This is a genomic window from Nitratireductor lacus, from assembly GCF_056431025.1.
Map to the genome: position 1 here is coordinate 138,119 of NZ_JBWKMB010000006.1, position 20,113 is coordinate 158,231.

16 protein-coding genes are annotated in these 20,113 nt (G+C 62.1%); 9 read left to right on the top strand and 7 right to left on the bottom strand.

Annotated elements, in window-relative coordinates; translation table 11 throughout:
• Positions 1-76: 76 nt before the first annotated feature.
• From AC07E3_RS07040 to AC07E3_RS07050, 3 genes are all read left to right on the top strand, one after another.
• Positions 77-1,552, top strand: coding sequence for an aldehyde dehydrogenase family protein (locus AC07E3_RS07040; RefSeq protein ID WP_478360865.1), 1,476 nt, complete (start codon positions 77-79; stop codon positions 1,550-1,552).
• 20 nt (positions 1,553-1,572) lie between these two features.
• Positions 1,573-2,322: an SDR family oxidoreductase gene (locus AC07E3_RS07045; protein WP_322339722.1), complete on the top strand. Its 750-nt coding sequence runs from the start codon at positions 1,573-1,575 to the stop codon at positions 2,320-2,322.
• A 127-nt stretch (positions 2,323-2,449) separates the two neighbouring features.
• On the top strand, positions 2,450-4,222 hold the full coding sequence (locus AC07E3_RS07050; protein ID WP_223004827.1) for an SLC13 family permease: 1,773 nt from the start codon (positions 2,450-2,452) through the stop codon (positions 4,220-4,222).
• Positions 4,223-4,393: 171 nt separating this feature from the next.
• Here the strand turns inward: AC07E3_RS07050 and AC07E3_RS07055 are convergent, their stop codons facing one another.
• The 5 genes from AC07E3_RS07055 to aceA form a co-directional block, all read right to left on the bottom strand.
• On the bottom strand, positions 4,394-5,680 hold the full coding sequence (locus tag AC07E3_RS07055) for an NAD(P)/FAD-dependent oxidoreductase (RefSeq protein WP_478360868.1): 1,287 nt from the start codon (positions 5,678-5,680) through the stop codon (positions 4,394-4,396).
• Between the two features lie 8 nt (positions 5,681-5,688).
• Positions 5,689-7,122: a glutamine synthetase family protein gene (locus AC07E3_RS07060; protein ID WP_065816412.1), complete on the bottom strand. Its 1,434-nt coding sequence runs from the start codon at positions 7,120-7,122 to the stop codon at positions 5,689-5,691.
• Between the two features lie 71 nt (positions 7,123-7,193).
• Positions 7,194-7,655 carry a response regulator gene (locus AC07E3_RS07065; RefSeq protein WP_478360871.1) on the bottom strand — a complete coding sequence of 154 codons (462 nt, stop codon included), beginning with the start codon at positions 7,653-7,655 and terminating at the stop codon, positions 7,194-7,196.
• Between the two features lie 283 nt (positions 7,656-7,938).
• The gene (locus tag AC07E3_RS07070; RefSeq protein WP_007006956.1) at positions 7,939-8,184 is read right to left on the bottom strand and encodes an SMc00767 family acetate metabolism repressor; all 246 of its coding nucleotides are present in this window, start codon (positions 8,182-8,184) and stop codon (positions 7,939-7,941) included.
• A 36-nt stretch (positions 8,185-8,220) separates the two neighbouring features.
• The gene (gene aceA / locus AC07E3_RS07075; RefSeq protein WP_478360875.1) at positions 8,221-9,510 is read right to left on the bottom strand and encodes an isocitrate lyase; all 1,290 of its coding nucleotides are present in this window, start codon (positions 9,508-9,510) and stop codon (positions 8,221-8,223) included.
• Between the two features lie 327 nt (positions 9,511-9,837).
• On the opposite strand from aceA, the gene AC07E3_RS07080 reads away from it, so the two are divergent.
• Positions 9,838-11,283: a helix-turn-helix domain-containing protein gene (locus AC07E3_RS07080; RefSeq protein WP_322339717.1), complete on the top strand. Its 1,446-nt coding sequence runs from the start codon at positions 9,838-9,840 to the stop codon at positions 11,281-11,283.
• A 6-nt stretch (positions 11,284-11,289) separates the two neighbouring features.
• On the opposite strand, the gene AC07E3_RS07085 is transcribed toward AC07E3_RS07080, so the two are convergent.
• Positions 11,290-12,267 carry an NADPH:quinone reductase gene (locus AC07E3_RS07085; protein ID WP_223004833.1) on the bottom strand — a complete coding sequence of 326 codons (978 nt, stop codon included), beginning with the start codon at positions 12,265-12,267 and terminating at the stop codon, positions 11,290-11,292.
• A 100-nt stretch (positions 12,268-12,367) separates the two neighbouring features.
• Here AC07E3_RS07085 and AC07E3_RS07090 point away from each other — a divergent pair, with 100 nt between their 5' ends.
• From AC07E3_RS07090 to AC07E3_RS07110, 5 genes are all read left to right on the top strand, one after another.
• On the top strand, positions 12,368-13,834 hold the full coding sequence (locus AC07E3_RS07090) for a glutamine synthetase family protein (protein WP_478360878.1): 1,467 nt from the start codon (positions 12,368-12,370) through the stop codon (positions 13,832-13,834).
• Between the two features lie 119 nt (positions 13,835-13,953).
• On the top strand, positions 13,954-15,051 hold the full coding sequence (locus AC07E3_RS07095; protein ID WP_336067025.1) for a polyamine ABC transporter substrate-binding protein: 1,098 nt from the start codon (positions 13,954-13,956) through the stop codon (positions 15,049-15,051).
• Between the two features lie 24 nt (positions 15,052-15,075).
• Positions 15,076-16,215 (top strand): ABC transporter ATP-binding protein, encoded by a 1,140-nt coding sequence (locus tag AC07E3_RS07100; protein WP_336067022.1) that lies wholly within the window; start codon positions 15,076-15,078, stop codon positions 16,213-16,215.
• A gap of 6 nt (positions 16,216-16,221) precedes the next feature.
• On the top strand, positions 16,222-17,133 hold the full coding sequence (locus tag AC07E3_RS07105; RefSeq protein WP_478360881.1) for an ABC transporter permease subunit: 912 nt from the start codon (positions 16,222-16,224) through the stop codon (positions 17,131-17,133).
• A gap of 2 nt (positions 17,134-17,135) precedes the next feature.
• Positions 17,136-17,960, top strand: a complete 825-nt coding sequence (locus tag AC07E3_RS07110) for an ABC transporter permease (RefSeq protein WP_065816404.1) — start codon at positions 17,136-17,138, stop codon at positions 17,958-17,960.
• A 19-nt stretch (positions 17,961-17,979) separates the two neighbouring features.
• Here AC07E3_RS07110 and AC07E3_RS07115 read toward each other — a convergent pair whose 3' ends face one another.
• A complete protein-coding gene (locus tag AC07E3_RS07115) occupies positions 17,980-19,830 on the bottom strand; it encodes an AsmA family protein (RefSeq protein WP_478360883.1) in 1,851 nt (616 codons plus the stop codon).
• Between the last annotated feature and the right edge of the window lie 283 nt (positions 19,831-20,113).

The following is a 20,113-nucleotide window of genomic DNA, read 5'->3' on the forward strand; positions in this document are numbered from 1 at the left end:
TCGCATGGCGGGTTTCCCATGGTTCCCTTCGCGAGCATAGGCTTGCGCACTGACATTACAAACCGGAGCGGCAGGGATGGGAACCCATTTTTCGCGCAGCGTGGCTGAGGGCCGCGCTTTCATGCAGTTCATCGACGGGCGCTCCGTCGATTCGCTCTCGGGCGAACGCATCGACGTTCGCTGCCCGTCCGACGGCAGGGTTTTCGCGTCCATCCCCGCTTCGAATGAGGCGGATGTGGATCTTGCGGTGAAATCCGCCCGCAAGGCGTTTGACGAGGGGCCATGGAGCCGGATGCCGGCGGTGGAGCGCGGACGCTGCCTGACACGGCTTTTCCATCTGGTGGAGAAGCACGGCGAGGAACTGGCAGCACTTGAATCGCGCGATACAGGCAAGCCGATCCGTCAGGGCAAGGCCGATGTGACGGCCACCATGCGCTATTACGAGTTTTACGGCGGTGCGGCCGACAAGATCCACGGCGACACGATCCCGTTTCTCGACGGCTACACGGCACTGACGCTGCGCGAGCCGCATGGCGTGGTGGTGGGCATCACCCCGTGGAACTATCCGATGCAGATTCTCGCCCGCGTTGTGGGCGCGGCCCTTGCCATGGGCAACACGCTGGTGGTGAAGCCCGCCGAGGACGCCTCGCTGACCACGATCCGCATTGCCGAACTGGCGCATGAAGCGGGCATTCCCGAAGGCGTGTTCAACGTCATCACCGGCTATGGCCGCAGCGCCGGTGCCGCCCTTTCCGCGCATCCTCTGGTGGATTACGTGACCTTCACCGGCTCGCCGATGACCGGCACGGCAATCCAGCAGGCAGCCGCCGTGAACAATCGCGGCGTGACCATGGAACTCGGCGGCAAGTCGCCGCAGATCGTGTTCGCCGACGCGGATATCGAGGCGGCGCTTCCGGTGCTCGTCAACGCCATCATCCAGAATGGCGGGCAGACCTGCTCTGCCGGCAGCCGCGTTCTGATCGAAAAGCCGATTTACGAGGACGTCGCTTCGGCCCTGGCGGAGCGCTTTTCAAAGCTGGTCGCAGGACCGCATGATGCCGATCTCGACATCGGCCCGCTGGTCAACCCGGCGCAGCGCGACAAGGTCGCCGGATTTATCGCGGCCGCAAAGGAAGCGGGCATCCCGCTTCTGGCCGAGGGCACGGTGCATCCGGACGCGCCGGAAGGCGGCTATTACCAGGCGCCGGCGCTTTTCGGTGCGGTCGACCCGAAGGCAGCGTTGGCACAGGAAGAAGTGTTTGGGCCCGTGCTTTCGCTTTTCCCGTTTGAAGATGAAGCGGATGCGATCCGCCTTGCCAACGACACGGAATTCGGCCTCGTGGCCGGCGTATGGACACGCGATGGCGCACGCCAGCACCGCGTGGCCAAGCGCGTGCGCGCCGGCCAGGTCTTCGTCAATGGCTACGGCGCGGGCGGCGGCATCGAACTCCCCTTTGGCGGGTTCAAGAAATCCGGCCATGGACGCGAAAAGGGCTTTGAAGCCCTGTTCGACATGTCCGCCACAAAGACAATCGTTTTCAACCACGGCTAACACTGACAGGAAATTTCGAAATGGCACGACTTGAAGGCAAGGTCGCCGTCATCACCGGCGCGGCGTCCGGATTTGGCGCAGGAATGGCAAAGCGTTTCGCGGAGGAAGGCGCAAAGGTCATCGTTGCCGATCTGAATGCGAAGGGTGCGGAAAAGATCGCCGGCGAGATTGGCGAGGCTGCGCTGCCCGTCACCGCCGATGTTTCCATGAAGGCCGATGTGGACGCGATGGTGGATGCCGCCATGCAGGCCCATGGCCGGCTCGACATCATGGTCAACAATGCAGGCTATACGCATCGCAACGGCCCCATGCTTGACGTGGGCGAGGAAACCTTCGATCTCATCACCGCCGTCAACATGAAGGCGATCTATCACGCCGCGCAGGCTGTGGTGCCGATCATGGAGAAGCAGGGCGGCGGCTCCATCATCACCACCGCGTCGACGGCCGGCCTGCGCCCGCGCCCGGGTCTTACCTGGTATAATGCCTCGAAGGGCTGGGCAATCACCGCGACCAAGTCCATGGCCGTGGAGCTCGCTCCGCAGAACATCCGTGTGAACTGCCTTTGCCCGGTGGCGGGCGAGACCGGTATGCTCGATCAGTTCATGGGTGAGGACACGCCGGAGAAGCGCGCGCAGTTCCGCGCATCCATTCCGCTCGGCCGGCTTTCCACACCGCTCGACATTGCCAATGCGGCCCTGTGGCTTGCTTCCGACGAAGCGGAATTCATCACCGGTGTTGCGCTGGAAGTGGACGGCGGGCGCTGCATCTGAGGATGCGGAGTTGAACGGCAATTCAACGGATACGGGAACCAGACGTCCAGCGCGGACTTTCCTATAGTCGGATCGACCAACAGGCAGCTACCGAGACAATCAGCGACCGCAGGCAGGGGGCACATGCATGACCTATGAGCAGATCTTTCTCTTCAGTCTGCTGGGCGTCGTCTTTGCTTTCCTTGTCTGGGGTCGCATTCGCTATGATCTGGTTGCCTTCGCGGCGCTGATCATCGCGGTGGTGGCGGGTGTTGTGGATGCGCATGACGCATTCATGGGCTTTGGCCACGAGGCTGTGGTCATCATCGCCCTGGTGCTGATCGTCTCGCGCGCCATGATGAACGCGGGCGCGGTGGAACTGATCGCACGTTTCGTGCTCTCGTCGGGGCGTTCCCTTTCAACACATATCGGCTTCATGTCGGTGATCGGCGCGGGTCTCTCCGCTGTCATCAACAATGTGGCCGCGCTGGTCATGCTGATGACCCTCGACATCGAGGCGGCAAAAAAGGCAAAGCGCCCCGTCTCGCAATCGCTCATGCCACTTTCATTTGCGACGATCCTCGGCGGCATGATCACGCTGATCGGCACGCCGCCCAACATCGTCATCGCCGAGTTTCGCGGGCGGGCGCTGGGCGAATCCTTCTCCATGTTCGATTTTTCGCCGGTGGGGCTGGTGTGCGCCATTGTCGGCATCGCGTTCGTGACAACGGTCGGGTGGCGGCTGATCCCCGATACCGGACAGGCGGCGGCTGTCGGTGAAGATGGTGCGGCGGGCCTGTTCGTTGCGGAAGCGGGTGTAAAGGAAAAGTCCGGTTTCATCGGCAAGGCCGTCAGCGAACTCTACCCGCTTGCCGATGAGCACGACGTGACCGTTCTCGGCCTTGTGCGGCGCGGCAAGCGCCTGCCGGGATTTGCCGCCGGCGAGGAATTGCGCAAGAGCGATCACGTCATTCTCGAAGGCGATCCGAAATCCATTGAAGCCTTCATCGGCGCTGCTGACCTCGATGCGCCGGGTTCCGAAGAACACGGTGGCATTCGCGGCAAGTCTCTGGTGCTGGTGGAAGCCATCGTCCCCGACAACGCCCATATGGTGGGACGCACCGCGAACGATCTGCGGCTGCTTTATCGCCGCGGCGTGACCCTGCTGGGTGTCTCGCGTCAGGGGCGCAGGTTCCGCGAGCGGGTGCGCAAGCTGGTCATCAAGCCGGGCGACGTGGTGCTTCTTCTAGGGCCTGAAAGCCGGGTGAACGATGCTGCCGACTGGCTGGGCGTGCTGCCGCTGGCTGAAAAGAGCCATACGGTGATCCAGCGCGGCAAGGCGCTGTTTGCCGTGGGCGTTTTTGCGGCGGCGGTGGCGACTTCGGTCATGGGCTTCGTGCCGCTCGCCGTGGCACTGGCCGGTGCAGTCGCCATCTATGCGCTGTTCAATGTGGTTGGCGCGCGCGAAGTCTACGAATCCGTCGAATGGCCGGTGATCGTGCTCCTAGCCTCGCTCATTCCGCTCGGGCTGGCACTCGAGGATTCCGGCGGCACCAAGCTGATTGCCGATTCCATTCTTTCGCTGACTGGCGCACTGCCCGCCTGGGCGATCCTTGCGATCCTGATGATCGTGACGATGACGCTTTCGGACTTTTTGAACAATGTGGCGACGGCGCTGATTGCTGCTCCGGTGGGGCTTTCCATCGCCAAGGGGCTCGACGTTTCGCCTGATCCTTTCCTGATGGGGGTCGCCGTGGCCGCTTCCTGCGCGTTCCTCACACCCATCGGCCACAAGAACAACACGATCATCATGGGGCCGGGCGGTTATCGCTTTGGCGACTACTGGCGCATGGGGCTGCCGCTGGAAGTGCTGATCATCGCCGTGTCGGTGCCGGCAATCCTGTTCTTCTGGCCCTTGTAGGGTGGGTGAGGGCGCTGTGCGTGGTTCGACAAGCTCACCATGAGGGATGTGGGCACGTGCAAGAACGGCTTGCTGCGCGATGCTGGTATTGTTCCTGCAGGTCTCTACCCACCCTCATGGTGAGCTTGTCGAACCACGCACGACCGCAATGCAACGGTGAGCATTCTGCCTCTAAAGCCGATCGCGCAGGGCGTACCAGTTGAGGGCCAGAAACATCAGGATCGGGCGCAGGCGCCGACCGCCGGGGAAGGGCGGTATCTTCAGCTCTTCGAAGAGGCGCAGCCGGTCGCGGTTTCCACACACGGTTTCGGCATAGAGCCTGCCGACAAAGTTCGACAGCATGACGCCATGGCCCGAATAGCCGCCGGCGGAGATCACATTCGGCATGACCTCACGCACATAGGGTTTTCTGGGCACGGTGATGCCCACATAACCACCCCATGCATGAGTGAGCTCCACATCGCTCAGCGCCGGATAAAGCTCTGCGATCTGGCGGCGGATGTGCTGGTGGATCGCCCTGTCTTCGCCGGGCGCATAAATTTCACGACCGCCGAAAAGCAGGCGTCCGTCGGCAGATCGCCGGAAATAGCGTACCACGAAGCGGGAATCGTCCACCGCCTCGCCGCCGGGAAGGACCGGGCTGTCGTCGCCGAGTGGTGGTGTGGCACCGATGAAGGAGCCGATGGGCATGACATGCGCCGCGCTCTTCGGTTCCAGATCGCCGCCATAGGCATTGGTGGCGATGAGGCATTTATCGGCGGTGATGGTGCCAGTCGGAGTTTCGATGCGAACACCACCTGCATCTGAGAAAATCCGCGTGGCTGGTGTCTTCTCGAAGAGCTGTGCGCCTGCCTCTGCCGCGACGCGCGCGGTGCCTGTCACGAGCTTGAGCGGGTGAATATGGCCGGTGCCGGTGTCGCGTGTTCCGCCGAAATAGCGCGTCGAGCCGAGGCGTTGAGCGGTCTGGGCCTCGTCCATATAGGTGATGTGGGGATAGCCGAAGCGCTCGCGCATGATGTCTGCGTGTTGGCGGTATTCGTCCAGATAGCGCTTCTTGTGAACCACCGAAAGCTGGCCGGGCCGATAGTCGATCTCGATGGCATTGGCGGCGGCGAAATCGAGCAGATGGGCCTTGGCCTCTTCGGCGAGATCAAACAGGGCTTTTGCACGGGTAAAGCCGAGCTCGGCTTCCAGTTCCTCGGCCCAGGCGCGCTGGCCGGTGCCGAGCTGCCCGCCATTGCGGCCTGATGCACCGTCACCGAAACGGTGCGCCTCGATCAGCGCGATGTTGACGCCTGCCTTTGCGAGATGCGCGGCGGCGGAAAGGCCGGTGAAGCCACCGCCGATGACGGCGACATCGACGCGGCGGTCGCCATCAAGTGCCGGATATTCTGGACGCGCGCCAACCGTCGCTTCATACCACGAGAGGCCGGGCGATACGGGCGACTTGTAGGCCATTGGTTCGCCTAAACGTTGAGCAGCAGGTATTCGCGCTCCCACGGGCTGATGACCTGCATGAAGGTCTCGAACTCTGCCCGCTTGATCGCCGCGAAGGTGGAGACGAACGGCGCGCCGAGCATCTCTTTCAGGCTCTCGTCATCTTCAAACAGCGCAACGGCTTCCAGAAGGCCGCGCGGCAGTTCGATTTCATCCTGGTTGACGGCGGTGCCGGCAGGGGCATCGGGCTTGTTCTTTTCCAGAATGCCGACAAGGCCGCAGGCAAGTGAGGCCGCCAGCGCCAGATAGGGATTGGCGTCGGAGGAGGGGATGCGGTTCTCCACGCGCCGCGCGGCGGGATCGGAACGTGGCACACGGAAGGCCGTTGTGCGGTTGTCATAGCCCCAGCGTGTGTTGACGGGAACCGCCGTGCCCTGGGTGAGCCTGCGATAGGAATTCACATAGGGCGCCAGCATGATGAGCGCGTTGGGGATATGCCTTTGCAGCCCACCGATGAAGTGGCGGAACGTGTCAGTCTCCTCGCCCTTCTCGTCGGAAAAGACGTTCTGGCCGGTTTTAAGCGACACCACCGACTGGTGGATGTGCATGGCAGAGCCCGGCTGGTTCTGGATCGGCTTCGCCATAAAGGTGGCGTAGGTGTCGTGCTTCAACGCCGCCTCACGAATGGTGCGCTTGAACATGAACACCTGATCGGCAAGCTCTATCGGGTCGCCATGGCGCAGGTTGATCTCGAGCTGGCCGGCGCCCTCTTCGTGGATCAGCGTGTCGATCTCGAGCCCCTGGCCTTCGGAAAAGTGGTAGATGTCGTCGATCAGTTCGTCGAACTCGTTGACGCCGGCAATGGAATAACCCTGACCGCCACCGATGGGACGGCCGGAACGTCCGACGGGCGGGGTGAGCGGATAATCCGGGTCGGGGTTCTTGTGGACCAGGTAGAATTCGATTTCGGGTGCGACGATGGGCTTCAGGCCGTGTTTGGCATACTCGGCCACCACGCGTTTGAGAACATTGCGCGGGCTGAACGCAACATCGCGCCCATCCTGATGCACGAGATCGCAGATCACCTGTGCGGTCGGATCGGTCTCCCACGGGACCGAGGAGAGCGTCGAAAGATCCGGCAGGAGTTTCAGATCGCCATCATCTTCCGGGTAGACGAAATCGCCGCTGTTCTCGGGATATTCACCTGAGATCGTCGTCATGAACACGGCCGAAGGCAGCGCGAGCGACGTGTTGGACGTGAATTTCTTGGACGGCATCATCTTGCCGCGGGCAACACCGGCCTGATCGGGCGTGATGCACTCAATGTCCTCGATGCCGCGCCATTCCAGCCAGGCCGTGGCCTGCTTCCAGTCCTTCACACCGCGGAGATTTTTCAAGAATGCGGGCGCGCGTACGGATTCACCTCGGCCGGCGCGGCGGGCTAGCTTCTTCCTGTCAGGCATCAATCACCAGGGATTATTGTTTGGATGCCGGAGTATAGACTTGGGGCCGGAGGAAAGGGAAGAGCCCAGTCTCACGCCTGCACAGCCGTCAGCAGGCGCTGGATGACGGGCTGCAGCGTCTCCGGTGTCACGGGGCGAACCACGCGCGCATCCACATGATCGACCGTTGGAGAAGCATCAAGGCGGGAAGGGACGATGGTGATGACGAGCGGGAGCCGGCGTGGCGAGGCGCTTCTGTGCTGCTCCAGATGCAGGAACAGGTCGTCCGACATCTGCATCTGGGCGTCGATGTCGACGATCACCAGACCCGGACGGGTCAGCGGGGAAGCGGCCGAGAGTATGCGCCTCGCTTCCACGGGCTCCATCGCCTGAACTTTCAGGTAGGCGCGCTGGGCAATGCGCGTGAGCACGATACGGTTGACCGGAGAGGCGGCGATGACCATGGCCTGCGTTGGGTCGGCAACACAGGACCCCGCTACGGCCGCACCGTTCCCATCGGAAGGCCGGTCGGCTGCATGTCTGTCTACCATCATATGTTCGCCCATCGGCTGGATTGTGAATTTCAATGCACGGTTGTGATTTAGGAGAACTCAATGTCACTATAGTTGAGAAGTCAAGTTACAAATACGACAGAATCGGCATGTGCCTGTTTTGCAATCGATATTTGTTTGCCATCGGTGTGGTGGCGAAGATTTTCTTCAAACCTGAATCGTTTGTGTTGTTTGATCACCGGGTCACGGACTGCCCGTGAACAAGAAAAAGCGCCCGCGCAGGAGACCTTGCGCGGGCGCTCGACTGGAGGTCGTCAGGCCGGTGTCAGGAGCCAGCCAGACGATTGGTGACGATGACCGGCACCAAGAGGTCGCCCCAGTTTCCCTCCCCGCCATGATGGCGTGCTGAGCGGACCAGTTCCACGGACACACCGGAATCGACCGCTTTCATGACCGACTGGTTGAGCCTGTGGAGGTCGTTTGCCACCATCCGGATCAGGGCCTGCTGGTCGGACGACATGGCGCTCGACTGTTCCTCTGCTCGTTCCTTGACGCGGGTGTTCGGTGTCATATCCGTTCTCCTTTCCCGGCCGTTTCGGCCGTTGGGTTACTCCGCTGCCGGGCGGAATTGGTCGGTTTCGGTGGATTCCTTCATGGCGGTGGTCGAAGACTGCCCGCCGGTGATGGCCATGGACACGGCGTCGAAATAGCCGGTGCCGACCTCGCGCTGGTGCTTGGTGGCGGTGTAGCCGTTGGCTTCTGCCGCGAACTCCGCTTCCTGCAGCTCCGAATAGGCCGCCATCTGCCGGTCCTTGTAGCCGCGTGCCAGCTCGAACATGCCGAAGTTGAGCTGGTGGAAACCGGCCAGCGTGATGAACTGGAACTTGTAGCCCATGGCACCCAGCTCGCGCTGGAACTTGGCGATGGTCGCGTCGTCCAGGTTCTTCTTCCAGTTGAAGGACGGCGAGCAATTGTAGGCGAGCAGCTTGCCCGGATGCGCCTTGTGCACGCCCTCTGCGAATTTGCGCGCCTGCTCCAGATCCGGCTTCGATGTTTCGCACCAGATCAGGTCCGTGTGCGGTGCATAGGCGACAGCACGGGCGATGCAGGCGTCGAGCCCGTTCTTCACGCGGTAGAAGCCTTCGACCGTGCGGCCGGCCTCATAATCGACGAAGGGCTGGTCGCGCTCGTCAATGTCGGAGGTCAGAAGCTTGGCAGCCTCGGCGTCGGTGCGGGCGATGACCAGGCTCGGCACGCCCATGACGTCGGCTGCCAGCCGCGCGGCGTCGAGATTGCGGATGTGCTGGGCCGTCGGGATCAGAACCTTGCCGCCCAGATGGCCGCACTTCTTTTCAGAGGCAAGCTGGTCTTCGAAGTGGACGCCTGCTGCACCAGCCTCGATATAGGCTTTCATCAGCTCGAAGGCGTTGAGCGGCCCGCCGAAACCGGCTTCCGCGTCGGCCACAATGGGCGCAAACCAGGTGTCGACCGACAGGCCCTTGCCTTCCGCCGTCTCGATCTGGTCGGCGCGCTGCAGCGTGCGGTTGATTCGCTTGGCAAGCTCCGGGCCGGCATTGGCCGGGTAGAGCGACTGGTCCGGATACATGGCCGAAGCTGTGTTGGCATCGGCTGCGACCTGCCAGCCGGAGAGGTAGATCGCCTTCAGTCCGGCGCGGACCATCTGCATGGCCTGGTTGCCGGAGAGCGCGCCCAGCGCGTTGACGAAGTCCTCTTCGTGGATCAGCTTCCACAGCCGTTTTGCGCCTTCCTCGGCGAGCGTGTGACGGATGGTGACCGAGCCGCGCAGGCGCTGCACATCCTGCGGCGTGTAGGGACGCTCGAGGCCATCGAAGCGGCCTTCCGCAGCGCCGGGAACGAGGTTGTAAAAATCCGTCATAATTGCCTCCGTACAGGATTTGTTTCGCTGGCGGAGCTGCCTGACTGGGTGTCATTGCGCCCCGATTTCGTTACAGAATTTACATTGCGGCGCAGCGAAAGCGGAGAGAAAACGGGATTTTTGCGGAAAATTTCGTGTCAGCATGTCTGGAATTTGACAGAGCTGGCATGTAAATTTGTAAATTATGTAAGGACGGGTTTGTGCAGAAGTTTTGTAAAGTCGTGTAATGCTGTGTCCGTCCCGGCATGGATCCTCGGGCTTGACCCAAGGATCCATGCCGGAACGGTCGCGTGTCGCCGGGGACGCGGAGAACAACGGGATTCGATCATGGCCAACCAGAAGATATTCGCCGGGCCGCGCATCAGGCGCATTCGCACAGCAAAGGGGCTGACCCAGACGGCCATGGCCGAAGGTCTGGGCATCTCACCGTCCTATCTGAACCTGATCGAACGCAACCAGCGGCCGCTCACCGTTTCGCTCATTCTGAAACTCGCTTCCGTCTATAAGGTCGACCCGGACGAGCTGCAGGGCGAGGCGGGGCTTTCGCTCGCGGCGCTGCGAGAGGTGTTTTCCGATCCGCTTCTGGCCGGAGAACTGCCCGGTGAGCAGGAACTGGTGGATGTGGCCGAGGCTGCGCCCAATGCGGCGGCGGCGCTCGTAAAACTCTATCGCGCCTATCGCGAGCAGGCGGACCGCATGTCGGACCTGTCGGAAATGCTGGCACGGGAAGGGCGCAGCACAGCTATTTCGGCAACACGCCTGCCGATTGACGAGGTGCGCGAGACCTTCGAGCGGCATGCGAACCATTTCGCCTCGATCGAAGAGGAGGCTGAGAGCTTCCACAAGCTGATTGGGCCGGGCGACGATCTTTCCGGAGCCATCAGGGGTTGGCTGAAACAGGAGCACGGCATCGTGGTGCGCCTGCTTCCCGTGGCGACCATGCCGAACTGGCGGCGGCGCTACGACCGCCATTCGCAGCGCCTTTTTATTTCCGAACGGTTGTCGCCGGCCGACCAACTGCGCGAGATCGCCATGGAGGCCTGCCTGCTGCGCATGTCAGTGGCGATTGCCGCTGAGATCGAGGCACTGAAACTGTCGAGCAACGAGGCCCGCAGGCTCGCGCGGTTTGAACTCGGACGCTATGCGGCACACGCGCTGATGATGCCCTATCAGGCATTCCTGTCGGCGGCCGAACGCGCGCACTACGATGTGGATGTGCTGAAATCGCGCTTCGGCGTGTCATTCGAGCAGGCGGCCAACCGGCTGACGACGCTCGCGCGGCCGGGTGCATCGGGCGTGCCATTCTTCATGCTCGAAGTGGACAATGCGGGCAACCGTTTCCGCAAGGCGGGCGCGCTGGGCTTTCCGCAGGCGCGCTTCGGCGGCGGGTGCCCGAAACTTGCCGTCCATGCAGCATTCGCGCAGCCGGGGCAGGTTCTGGTCGAGGCGGTGGAAATGCCCGATGGCGCCGAATTCCTGACGGTCGCACGCACGCTGGAGGGGCCGCAGGGCGCTTTTGCCGAACGCCCGCGCCGCACGGCGCTTCTGCTGGGGTGCGATCTCGGATTTCGAGAGAGCGTGGTCTATGGCGATGCGCTGCCGGGTGCGCCGGGCAAGGCGGGAGGCGCGCCGACCCATGCGCTCACGCCGGTTGGGCCGGCCTGCCGTCTGTGCGAACGGGCGGGCTGTCTTGCCCGTGCCGAGCCGCCGGTGACAAGGCCGCTCGGGCTCGATGAGATGGTGACGGGCCTATCTGCGTTCGATTTTCAGTGATGTCGGTCAGGCGATGTCGAGCACGACATTGCCGACAACGTCGCCGCGTTCCACGGCTTCGTGCGCCTTGACGATGTCGCGCAGGGCGAAGCGCTCGCCGATGGCGTGTTTGAGGCTGTTCTTTTCGAGCATTGCGGTGAGCTGGCCGATCGCGGTTTCCCGTTCTTTCGCGAGCAGTTCGTAGACCACAAAGACCTGCAGTGTCAGGCTGTTCCACAACAGTGTGGGAAACGAAACGGGTATGTCGCCCTGCATGCTGGAACCGTAGCAGACGATCTTGCCATGGGGCGCCAGCGCACCATTGGAGATGGTCGCGGTGGTGGAATAGAGGTCCATGTCGATGAGGCCGTCCACACCCTTGCCTGTGGTAAGCCCTTTCACCGTGGCGGCCACGTCCTTGGCCTTGTAGTCGATGACGAAATCAGCGCCCGCGGCGCGGGCGTGGGCGGCGCGACCGGGCGAGGCGGTGGCGATAACCCGCGCGCCGCGGGCTTTGGCGACCTGGGTGGCATAATGCCCCACCGAAGAGCCGGCGCCCGTGACGAGAATTGTCTTGCCCTTGACGGTCTCGAAGAGATTGACGGCATGTATGGCTGTCAGCGCGGGTATGCCAAGACAGGCGCCTGTCGCGTAGTCGACATTCGCGGGCAGGGGGACCGCCTGCGCTTCCGGTAGCACGATCGCCTCGGCAGCGGTGCCGAAGGGACGTCGCCACTGGCCGTTCCACACCCAGACACGCTGGCCGACGCGGCCATGATCCACGCCCGGCCCGACGGTGTCGATCTCGCCGGCGCCATCGCTGTGTGGAATGACGCGCCCGGCATTGAGCGGGCGTCCACGCCGCGCCTTCACGTCGGACGGGTTGACGCCCGAGGTGGCCAGTCGAACACGCACTTCGCCGGGGCCGGGCGCGGGAAGAGGCATGTCACCCACTTCCAGAACGTCGCGCGCCGTGCCGTTGCGTTCATACCATGCTGCTCTCACTGCTCGCTCCCGCCCCGACTCCTGCCGCGTTTCCAGCCATTGACAAGGTTTGAAAATCCGGCGCAGGCTTTGTCATCCGCAACCATGAAACAGGCCAATCTTGAATCGCCCCGAAACGACTATCGATACTGACGTTAAGCCCAGTTCTTCCGTTTCACCAGAAGCAGGCGGGGAGATTTCAACAGAAGGCACCCGCGCCTGTGGGGATTTCATCTCAGCCGAACACGAGGCGGAATACCGCGCCTTTGTCGACGAGCACCCGGACCTGGAGGCGGTCGAATTTCTCATCGTCGACCCCAACGGCATCATCCGTGGGAAATGGGCACCGGGCGACAGCCTGAAGAAAGCGTTTCAGGAGGGCGTCAACTTCCCAATGTCGCTACACGGGCTCGATGTCTGGGGCCGGGAAGTCGACGAGACCGGGCTTCACATCGAAACCGGAGACAAGGACGGCTATTGCCGGGCGACGCGCGGTTCGCTTTCCATCGTTCCATGGGCCAGACGCAAGACGGCGCAGGTTCTGCTCCAGACCTTCACGCCGGAGGGTGAGCCCTTCATGGCGGATTCACGCCAGGTGCTGAAGCACAAGGTGGCGGAGGCAAACGCGAAGGGATTTTTCCCTGTCGCCGCGTTTGAGCTGGAGTTCTATCTGCTCGATCCCGAAAAGCAGGACCCTGCCGGCATGCCCACGCCGCTTGGCGCTGGCGAGGGGCCGGACCGTCTGCGCATGTACGGGCTCGACGATCTGGCCGAGAACGCAGCACTCTTCGACATGATCCGCGATGCTGCGGATGCCCAGAACCTGCCCATCGACACGATCATCAAGGAGGCCGCGCCGGGCCAGTTCGAGGTCAATCTAAAACACCGGGCGGACCCGCTGCGGGCGGCCGACGACGTCATCCTTCTGCGTCGCATCGTGATGGGTTGCGCGCGCGAGCATGGGCTGACGGCCACCTTCATGGCCAAGCCGTTCATCGACTACGCCGGCAACGGCATGCATGTGCATACCTCCATGCTCGATGCGGACGGGCAGAACATATTTGCCGGAGAGACGGGCCGCGAGCGGCTGCTTTCGGCGGTCGCCGGCCTCATCGACACCATGCCCGAATCGCTCATTCTCTACATCAACACCTGGAACGGGTTTCGGCGCATCACGCCCGGCTCCTATGCGCCCACCCACGCAGTGTGGGCGGAAAACAACCGCTCGGTGGCGCTGCGCATCCCGGTCTCGACGGAGGAAAACCGGCGCGTAGAGCACCGGATCTCGGGCGCGGACGCCAATCCGTATCTCGTCATGGCGGCGATCATACAGGGCATGATCGAGGGGATCGAAGCGGGCGCGAAGCCGCCGCCGCCGGTGGAAGGCAGCGCCTATGACGAGAGGGCGGATCTCGGCCGCGAACTGCCCGACGACATGGATGACGCTCTGCAGCTTGCGTTAAAAAGCCGTTTCATCGACCGGGCGCTCGGGCCCCTTCTGGCAAAGGTCTATCGCGATCTGAAGCGCGCGGAAATCATCGCCTTCTGGAGCGAGATCACGCCGCTTGAACGCACCACTTATCTTTGAGCCCAAACAGAAATTTGCCGCTTGTCGCATTTCCGAAACGACAATAGGGTTGAAAAAAACTTGCGGGTGCCGGTGGCGATTTGCGCGCCGGCAAAAACAGTCCCTTGGGGAGAAATTCCATGCTGCGTAAAACCCTTCTTGCCTCCTGCGTTTCCCTTGCAGCGATTGCCGTTTCGGCGGCGGCCAATGCACAGGACCGCGTCGTCAATGTCTACAACTGGTCGGACTATATCGATGATACGATCCTTGAGGATTTCACCGAGGAAACGGGCATAAAGGTCGTCTACGACGTCTACGATTCCAACGAAATCCTGGAGACGAAGCTGCTCGCGGGCGGCTCGGGCTATGACGTGGTGGTGCCGTCGGGCGAGTTTCTTGGCCGTCAGATCAGCGCCGGCGTCTTCCAGAAGCTCGACAAGGACAAGCTTCCCAACATTTCCAACATGTGGGACATGATCAGCGACCGCGTGGCCGTCTACGATCCGGGCAACGAACACTCCATCAACTACATGTGGGGCACGACGGGCGTTGGCTATAATGTCGGCAAGGCTGAGGAAATCCTCGGCACGGCGAAGGTCGATACCTGGGATGTGATGTTCACGCCGGAACTGGCAGCAAAATTCAAGGATTGCGGCATCTATATGCTGGATTCAGCCAGTGAGGTGGTGCGCTCGGCCCTGATTTATCTCGGCCTCGACCCGAATACGCCATCCTCGGACGATCTTGCCAAGGCGGAAGAGCTGCTTCTTTCGGTTCGCCCCTATGTGCGCAAGTTTCACTCCTCCGAATATATCAATGGTCTTGCCAATGGCGACATCTGCCTGGCGCTCGGTTATTCGGGCGATATCTTCCAGGCGCGCGACCGTGCGGCGGAAGCTGATCAGGGCGTGACGGTCGGCTATGCGATCCCCAAGGAGGGTGCGATGCTGTGGTTCGACCAGATGGCGATCCCGGCGGACGCGAAGAATGTCGAGGAGGCGCACGAGTTCCTAAACTACATCATGCGTCCCGATGTGATCGCCAAGGCGTCGAACTATGTCGTTTATGCCAATGGCAACAAGGCCGCGCAGGCAGAGATGGACGAAGAAGTCGTGGGCGACCCGGCTGTCTATCCCGACGAGACGACCATGGAGAAACTGCAGGCACCGCTCCCCTATGACATGCGCACGCAGCGTCAGGTGACGCGCATGTGGACCAAGGTGGTGACCGGCCAGTAGGCGGTTTCAGGGCAGGGGACGCCGATGAAGTCGCTCGGCAGCACACGTCGCAGCTTCGCACCCTGGGCCGATCCCCAGGCGAAGCCGTATATCTCGTTCGAGAATGTCACCAAGACGTTCGGCGATTTCACGGCGGTCGATGACCTGTCCCTCAGCATCTACGAGCGCGAGTTCTTCGCGCTCCTGGGCGCTTCGGGTTGCGGCAAGACAACGCTTCTGCGCATGCTGGCGGGTTTCGAGCAGCCCACTTCCGGCCGCATCTTCCTTGACGGGCAGGACCTTTCGGGCATTCCCCCGCACAGGCGGCCGGTCAACATGATGTTCCAGTCCTATGCGCTTTTCCCGCATATGACGGTGGAGAAGAACATCGCCTTCGGCCTGAAGCAGGACCGGATGCCGGCCGACGAGATCGCCGACCGCGTTGCTGCCATGCTGAAGCTGGTGAAGCTTGAGCCCTTCGCCAAGCGCAAGCCGCACCAGCTATCGGGCGGCCAGCGTCAGCGTGTGGCGCTCGCTCGCTCGCTCGCCAAACGGCCCAAGCTCTTACTGCTGGACGAGCCGCTGGGCGCACTCGACAAGAAACTGCGTGAGGAGACCCAGTTCGAACTGGTCGACCTGCAATACGATCTCGGCCTTACCTTCATGGTCGTGACCCACGATCAGGAAGAGGCGATGACCATGGCCGACCGCATCGCGGTGATGGACAGGGGCAATGTCATCCAGGTGGCCACCCCGGCGGAGATCTACGAGGCGCCGAACTCGCGCTTCGTTGCCGATTTCGTGGGCTCGATCAACATGTTCGAGGGAACCGTGACGGCTGCCGACAGGGAAACAGCGCGGATCGCGGACGCCTCCGGCTTCGAGCTTTCCGTGCTGAATGGCGCAGGTGCGGAGAAGGGCGCGAATGTGTGGTTCGCCGTCCGTCCCGAAAAGGTCGACATATCCCGCAACCGCCCGGAGAGCGCGGTCAATGCGGTGGAGGGGGAGGTCTGGGACATCGCCTATCTGGGCGACATGACCATCCACCACGTCAAGCTGGATGACGGCCGGATCGTCAAGGCCAGCAGCATCAACCGCCGCCGTGCGGTGGAAGATGTGCTGACATGGCACGACCGGGCATGGGTGTCCTTCCCGGCGGATGCCGGTGTCGTGCTGACGCGGTAACGGGCGATGGCGCGCTTTCTCTCCGCAATCGCAGCCCGCTTCATCATTGCTCTGCCCTATCTGTGGCTGCTTGTCTTCTTCCTTGCGCCGTTTCTGATCGTCTTCAAGATTTCGCTTTCGGAACCGGCACTCGCCATGCCGCCCTATCAGCCGGTTTTCGACCTGTTCGCCGGATTTTCGGCGTTTTTCGAGAAAGTCCGCGCGCTTTCGTTCAGCAATTATCTTTGGCTGTTCGATGATCCGCTTTATGTGAATGCCTATCTTTCGAGCATCTGGACCGCCACGGTTTCGACCCTGATCACGCTGGCCGTGGGCTATCCCATCGCCTACGGGATGGCTCGTGCACCGGCCTCGATCAGGCCGACGCTCCTCATGCTGGTGATCCTGCCTTTCTGGACCAGCTTCCTGATTCGCGTCTATGCCTGGATCGGCATTCTGAAGCCGGAGGGGCTGCTCAACCAGTTCCTGATGTTCCTGGGGCTGATCGACGAGCCGCTCGTCATCCTCAACACCACGACGGCCATCTATATCGGCATTGTCTATTCCTATCTGCCCTTCATGGTGCTGCCGCTCTATTCGACACTGGAAAAGATGGATGGGTCGCTGATCGAGGCAGCGCGCGATCTCGGCTGCCCGCCCATGGCTGCGTTCTGGAAGGTGACCTTCCCCATGTCCCTGCCGGGCGTGGTGGCCGGCTGCATGCTGGTGTTCATTCCGGCTGTGGGCGAGTTCGTCATTCCCGATCTGCTCGGTGGTTCGCAGACCCTGATGATCGGCAAGACCCTCTGGACCGAGTTCTTCAACAATCGCGACTGGCCGGTTTCATCTGCCGTTGCGGTGATCCTGCTTTTGATCCTGATCGTGCCGATCATGCTCTTCCAGCGCTCACAGGCGCGCTCACGCGAGGCGGGGAATTAGCCATGGCTGGAAGCTGGGGACGCTTCAACATCGTGTCGCTCGTGCTGGGCTTTGCCTTTCTGTACCTGCCGATCCTTCTCCTGGTGATCTACTCGTTCAACGAGTCGCGTCTCGTCACGGTGTGGGCGGGCTTCTCGACGAAGTGGTATGTGGAGCTTTTCTCCAATCGTGGCCTGATGGATGCGGCCTGGGTGACGGCACGGGTCGCCTTCCTGTCGGCCACGGTGGCGACCGTGCTCGGGACGATGGCGGCCATTGCGCTGACACGCTACACGCGGTTTCGTGGGCGGCTTCTGTTCTCCGGAATGGTGTTTGCGCCGCTCGTCATGCCGGAAGTCATCACCGGCCTGTCGCTTCTGCTTCTCTTTGTGGCGATCAATTTCGATCGCGGGTTTTTCACAGTCACCATCGCGCACATCACCTTTTCCATGTGTTTCGTCGCCGTGGTGGTGCAGTCCCGCCTCATGAGCTTTGATCAGTCGCTTGAAGAGGCTGCGCTCGATCTCGGCGCGACGCCGGTGAAGGCGTTTTTCCAGGTCACGCTGCCGGTGATTTTGCCAGCGGTGATTTCAGGCTGGATGCTGGCCTTCACCCTGTCTCTCGACGATCTGGTGATTGCGAGCTTCACTTCCGGCCCTGGCGCGACAACCCTGCCAATGAAGATCTACAGCCAGGTGCGCCTTGGTGTGACGCCGGAAATAAACGCGGTCTGCACCATACTGATCGGGATCGTGGCGATGGGCGTGATTGCCGCATCGATTGTCACCAAGCGGCAGGAAATTCAGCGTCGCCGCGACGAGCAGGCGGCGATAAGGGTGGCGGCCTAAGGCAGACGCAGGTGGTGGGCTATTCGATCAGAAAGGGTGCGATAAAGGGCGCGTTCCAGGAACCGCCGACGAAGAAGGTTTCGCGCGGTCCCTGAGCCGGACTGTCTTCCTCCGTGGCAGTCTCCCCGCCGGAAGGTGCCTCCGGTGGAAGAATGCTTCCAGAAAGGGCGATGCCGCGGCCGGCAAACGGCACGAGCCCGCCGATTGTGATCTTCTCTCCGGTTGTCAGCCGCGCTTCGGCGGTATCGATCCAGGCGATGCCACCAGCCAGGGTGGCCTTCAGGTCAGCACCCTCGATGGCAAGCTCGCCATCGGCAATGTCCTGCAGCGGGAAAAAACTGCCCTTGTCGTTATGCTCCCGAAAGGTCTCGAGATTGAGGCCGACAATGCTGCCTTTGCCGAAGCTGGCCGAGATGGAGCCGTCGGATGTTTCAAGGATCTGGTTCAGCGTTTCTCCATGCCCTTTCAGAAACACGGAAAATGACCCTTTGGCCTTGGGCATGAAGGCGGTGAAATGGAGCTTCTCTCCCATCAGACCGCCGTCGATGTTCTCGGCCGCAATGCGGAGCTCGGCATGATCGCGGCCTTCCACATTGTCGAGCCGGATGCCGAGCTGAAGCACGCCGCCAAAAGCCGTGGCGTCGGAGATATCGAGGCTGACCAGCCCGTCGCGAACCTGTGCGGTTGCGGCCACGTCGGTCATCGATACGGATCCGGCTGTCGCCTGCGTGGCCGAAAGGCGAAGATCGAAATTGAGATCATGCGCCCACGGAGCGGCCGCCGCCTGGGTTGGCGCGTCGGGCTCGGGCGCTAGGGTCTTCAGCAACGTGCCGAGATCGAGCGCATTGAAGGCAAGCGTGCCGGAGATGGTCGGACGCGGATCGGTAAACGCCACGTCGAACACGCCGGTTGCGTTGCTGTCCCCAAGGCTGAACTCCGCGGTCTCGAATTTTATGCGTTTGGCGTCGCCGATGATTGTGCTGCGAAGCTTTGCGGGCTTGATCGTGCTGCCGGGCCAGTCTTCCAGCAGGGTCCATTCCAGCACCCGCTGCAATGACGGGGCGGAGCTTTCCAGAGTCCCGTTGACGAAGGCTCCGCCAACGAGGTCGGCTTCGCCCTTGAAAGAGAGCGTCAGGGGCGCGCTTTTGACCGAAAGCGAAAGGGCGGTCTTTCCACCAGCAAGCAGCAGGAGGGGCTCTTCCGTGGAAGCGTCAACAGTGATGCTTTCGCCATGCCAGATGCCTCTGGCGGAAAGGGTGGCGGCACGGTTGAGCGCAGGCCAGTTGAATGTCCCGGTGAAACCGCTCAGAAGCGGCGGTCTGTTGGCCCCGCTGAGGGTGATCACGCGACCGTCCTCTACTTCAACCGTCGCAAAACTGTCGCTCGGCAGCGCAGATTTGTCGGGTGCTGCGGGATCGGCTGCAAGCAGCTCGCGCGCCACCTCCACCGACTGGGCGAGCCTGCCCCAATTCGGGATCGACGGCACGCGCATCACCCCGTCCGTATCGTCAAGCCGCAGGACCGGACGCACAAGGCGTATTTTGGTGAAAACGACCTTGCCGCGCAGGGCCGCGAGCGCTGAAAGGTCGACTTCGACACGCTCTGCTTCCATGACGGCGGCGGCGCCATCGTCGTTCCAGTCGGACAGAACGACGTCGTTCAGCACCGCACTGAAAGAGGGCCACACCCGGATCTGAGGGGCATCGTCCAGCCGGACGCGATAGCCGCTCCAGGCGCTTAGCTGCTGGGCCACGCTGTCGCGCACGATCTGCGTGGAGGCCAGGATCGGCAGGCAAACCAGCACTGCCACCGCAATGACGGCAGCGATCACCAGTGCCCATATGCTCTTCTTCATTGCCGACGAGGGCATGGAACCTCATCCCTGGCGCTCCGCCCGGCGATTTCGAGGCCGGACTCAACGCTGTCTAACTGGTGGCTCTGAAACGCCACGGTGCAGCGATGCCGGCAAACCGACTTCACAGCTCCTTACGGGTTTAAACATGGCGTATGGCAATTCAAGGACTTGTCGCGCTGCAGGCGGGTATTGCACCGCTTTCTGCGATGCAATGGCCGGTTGGCCTGCGGTGCGGGGAATTGTTTCGCATGAGACCATTGCCGTTCCTGTGCGGAAACGCATAAGAAGAGCAATCGCC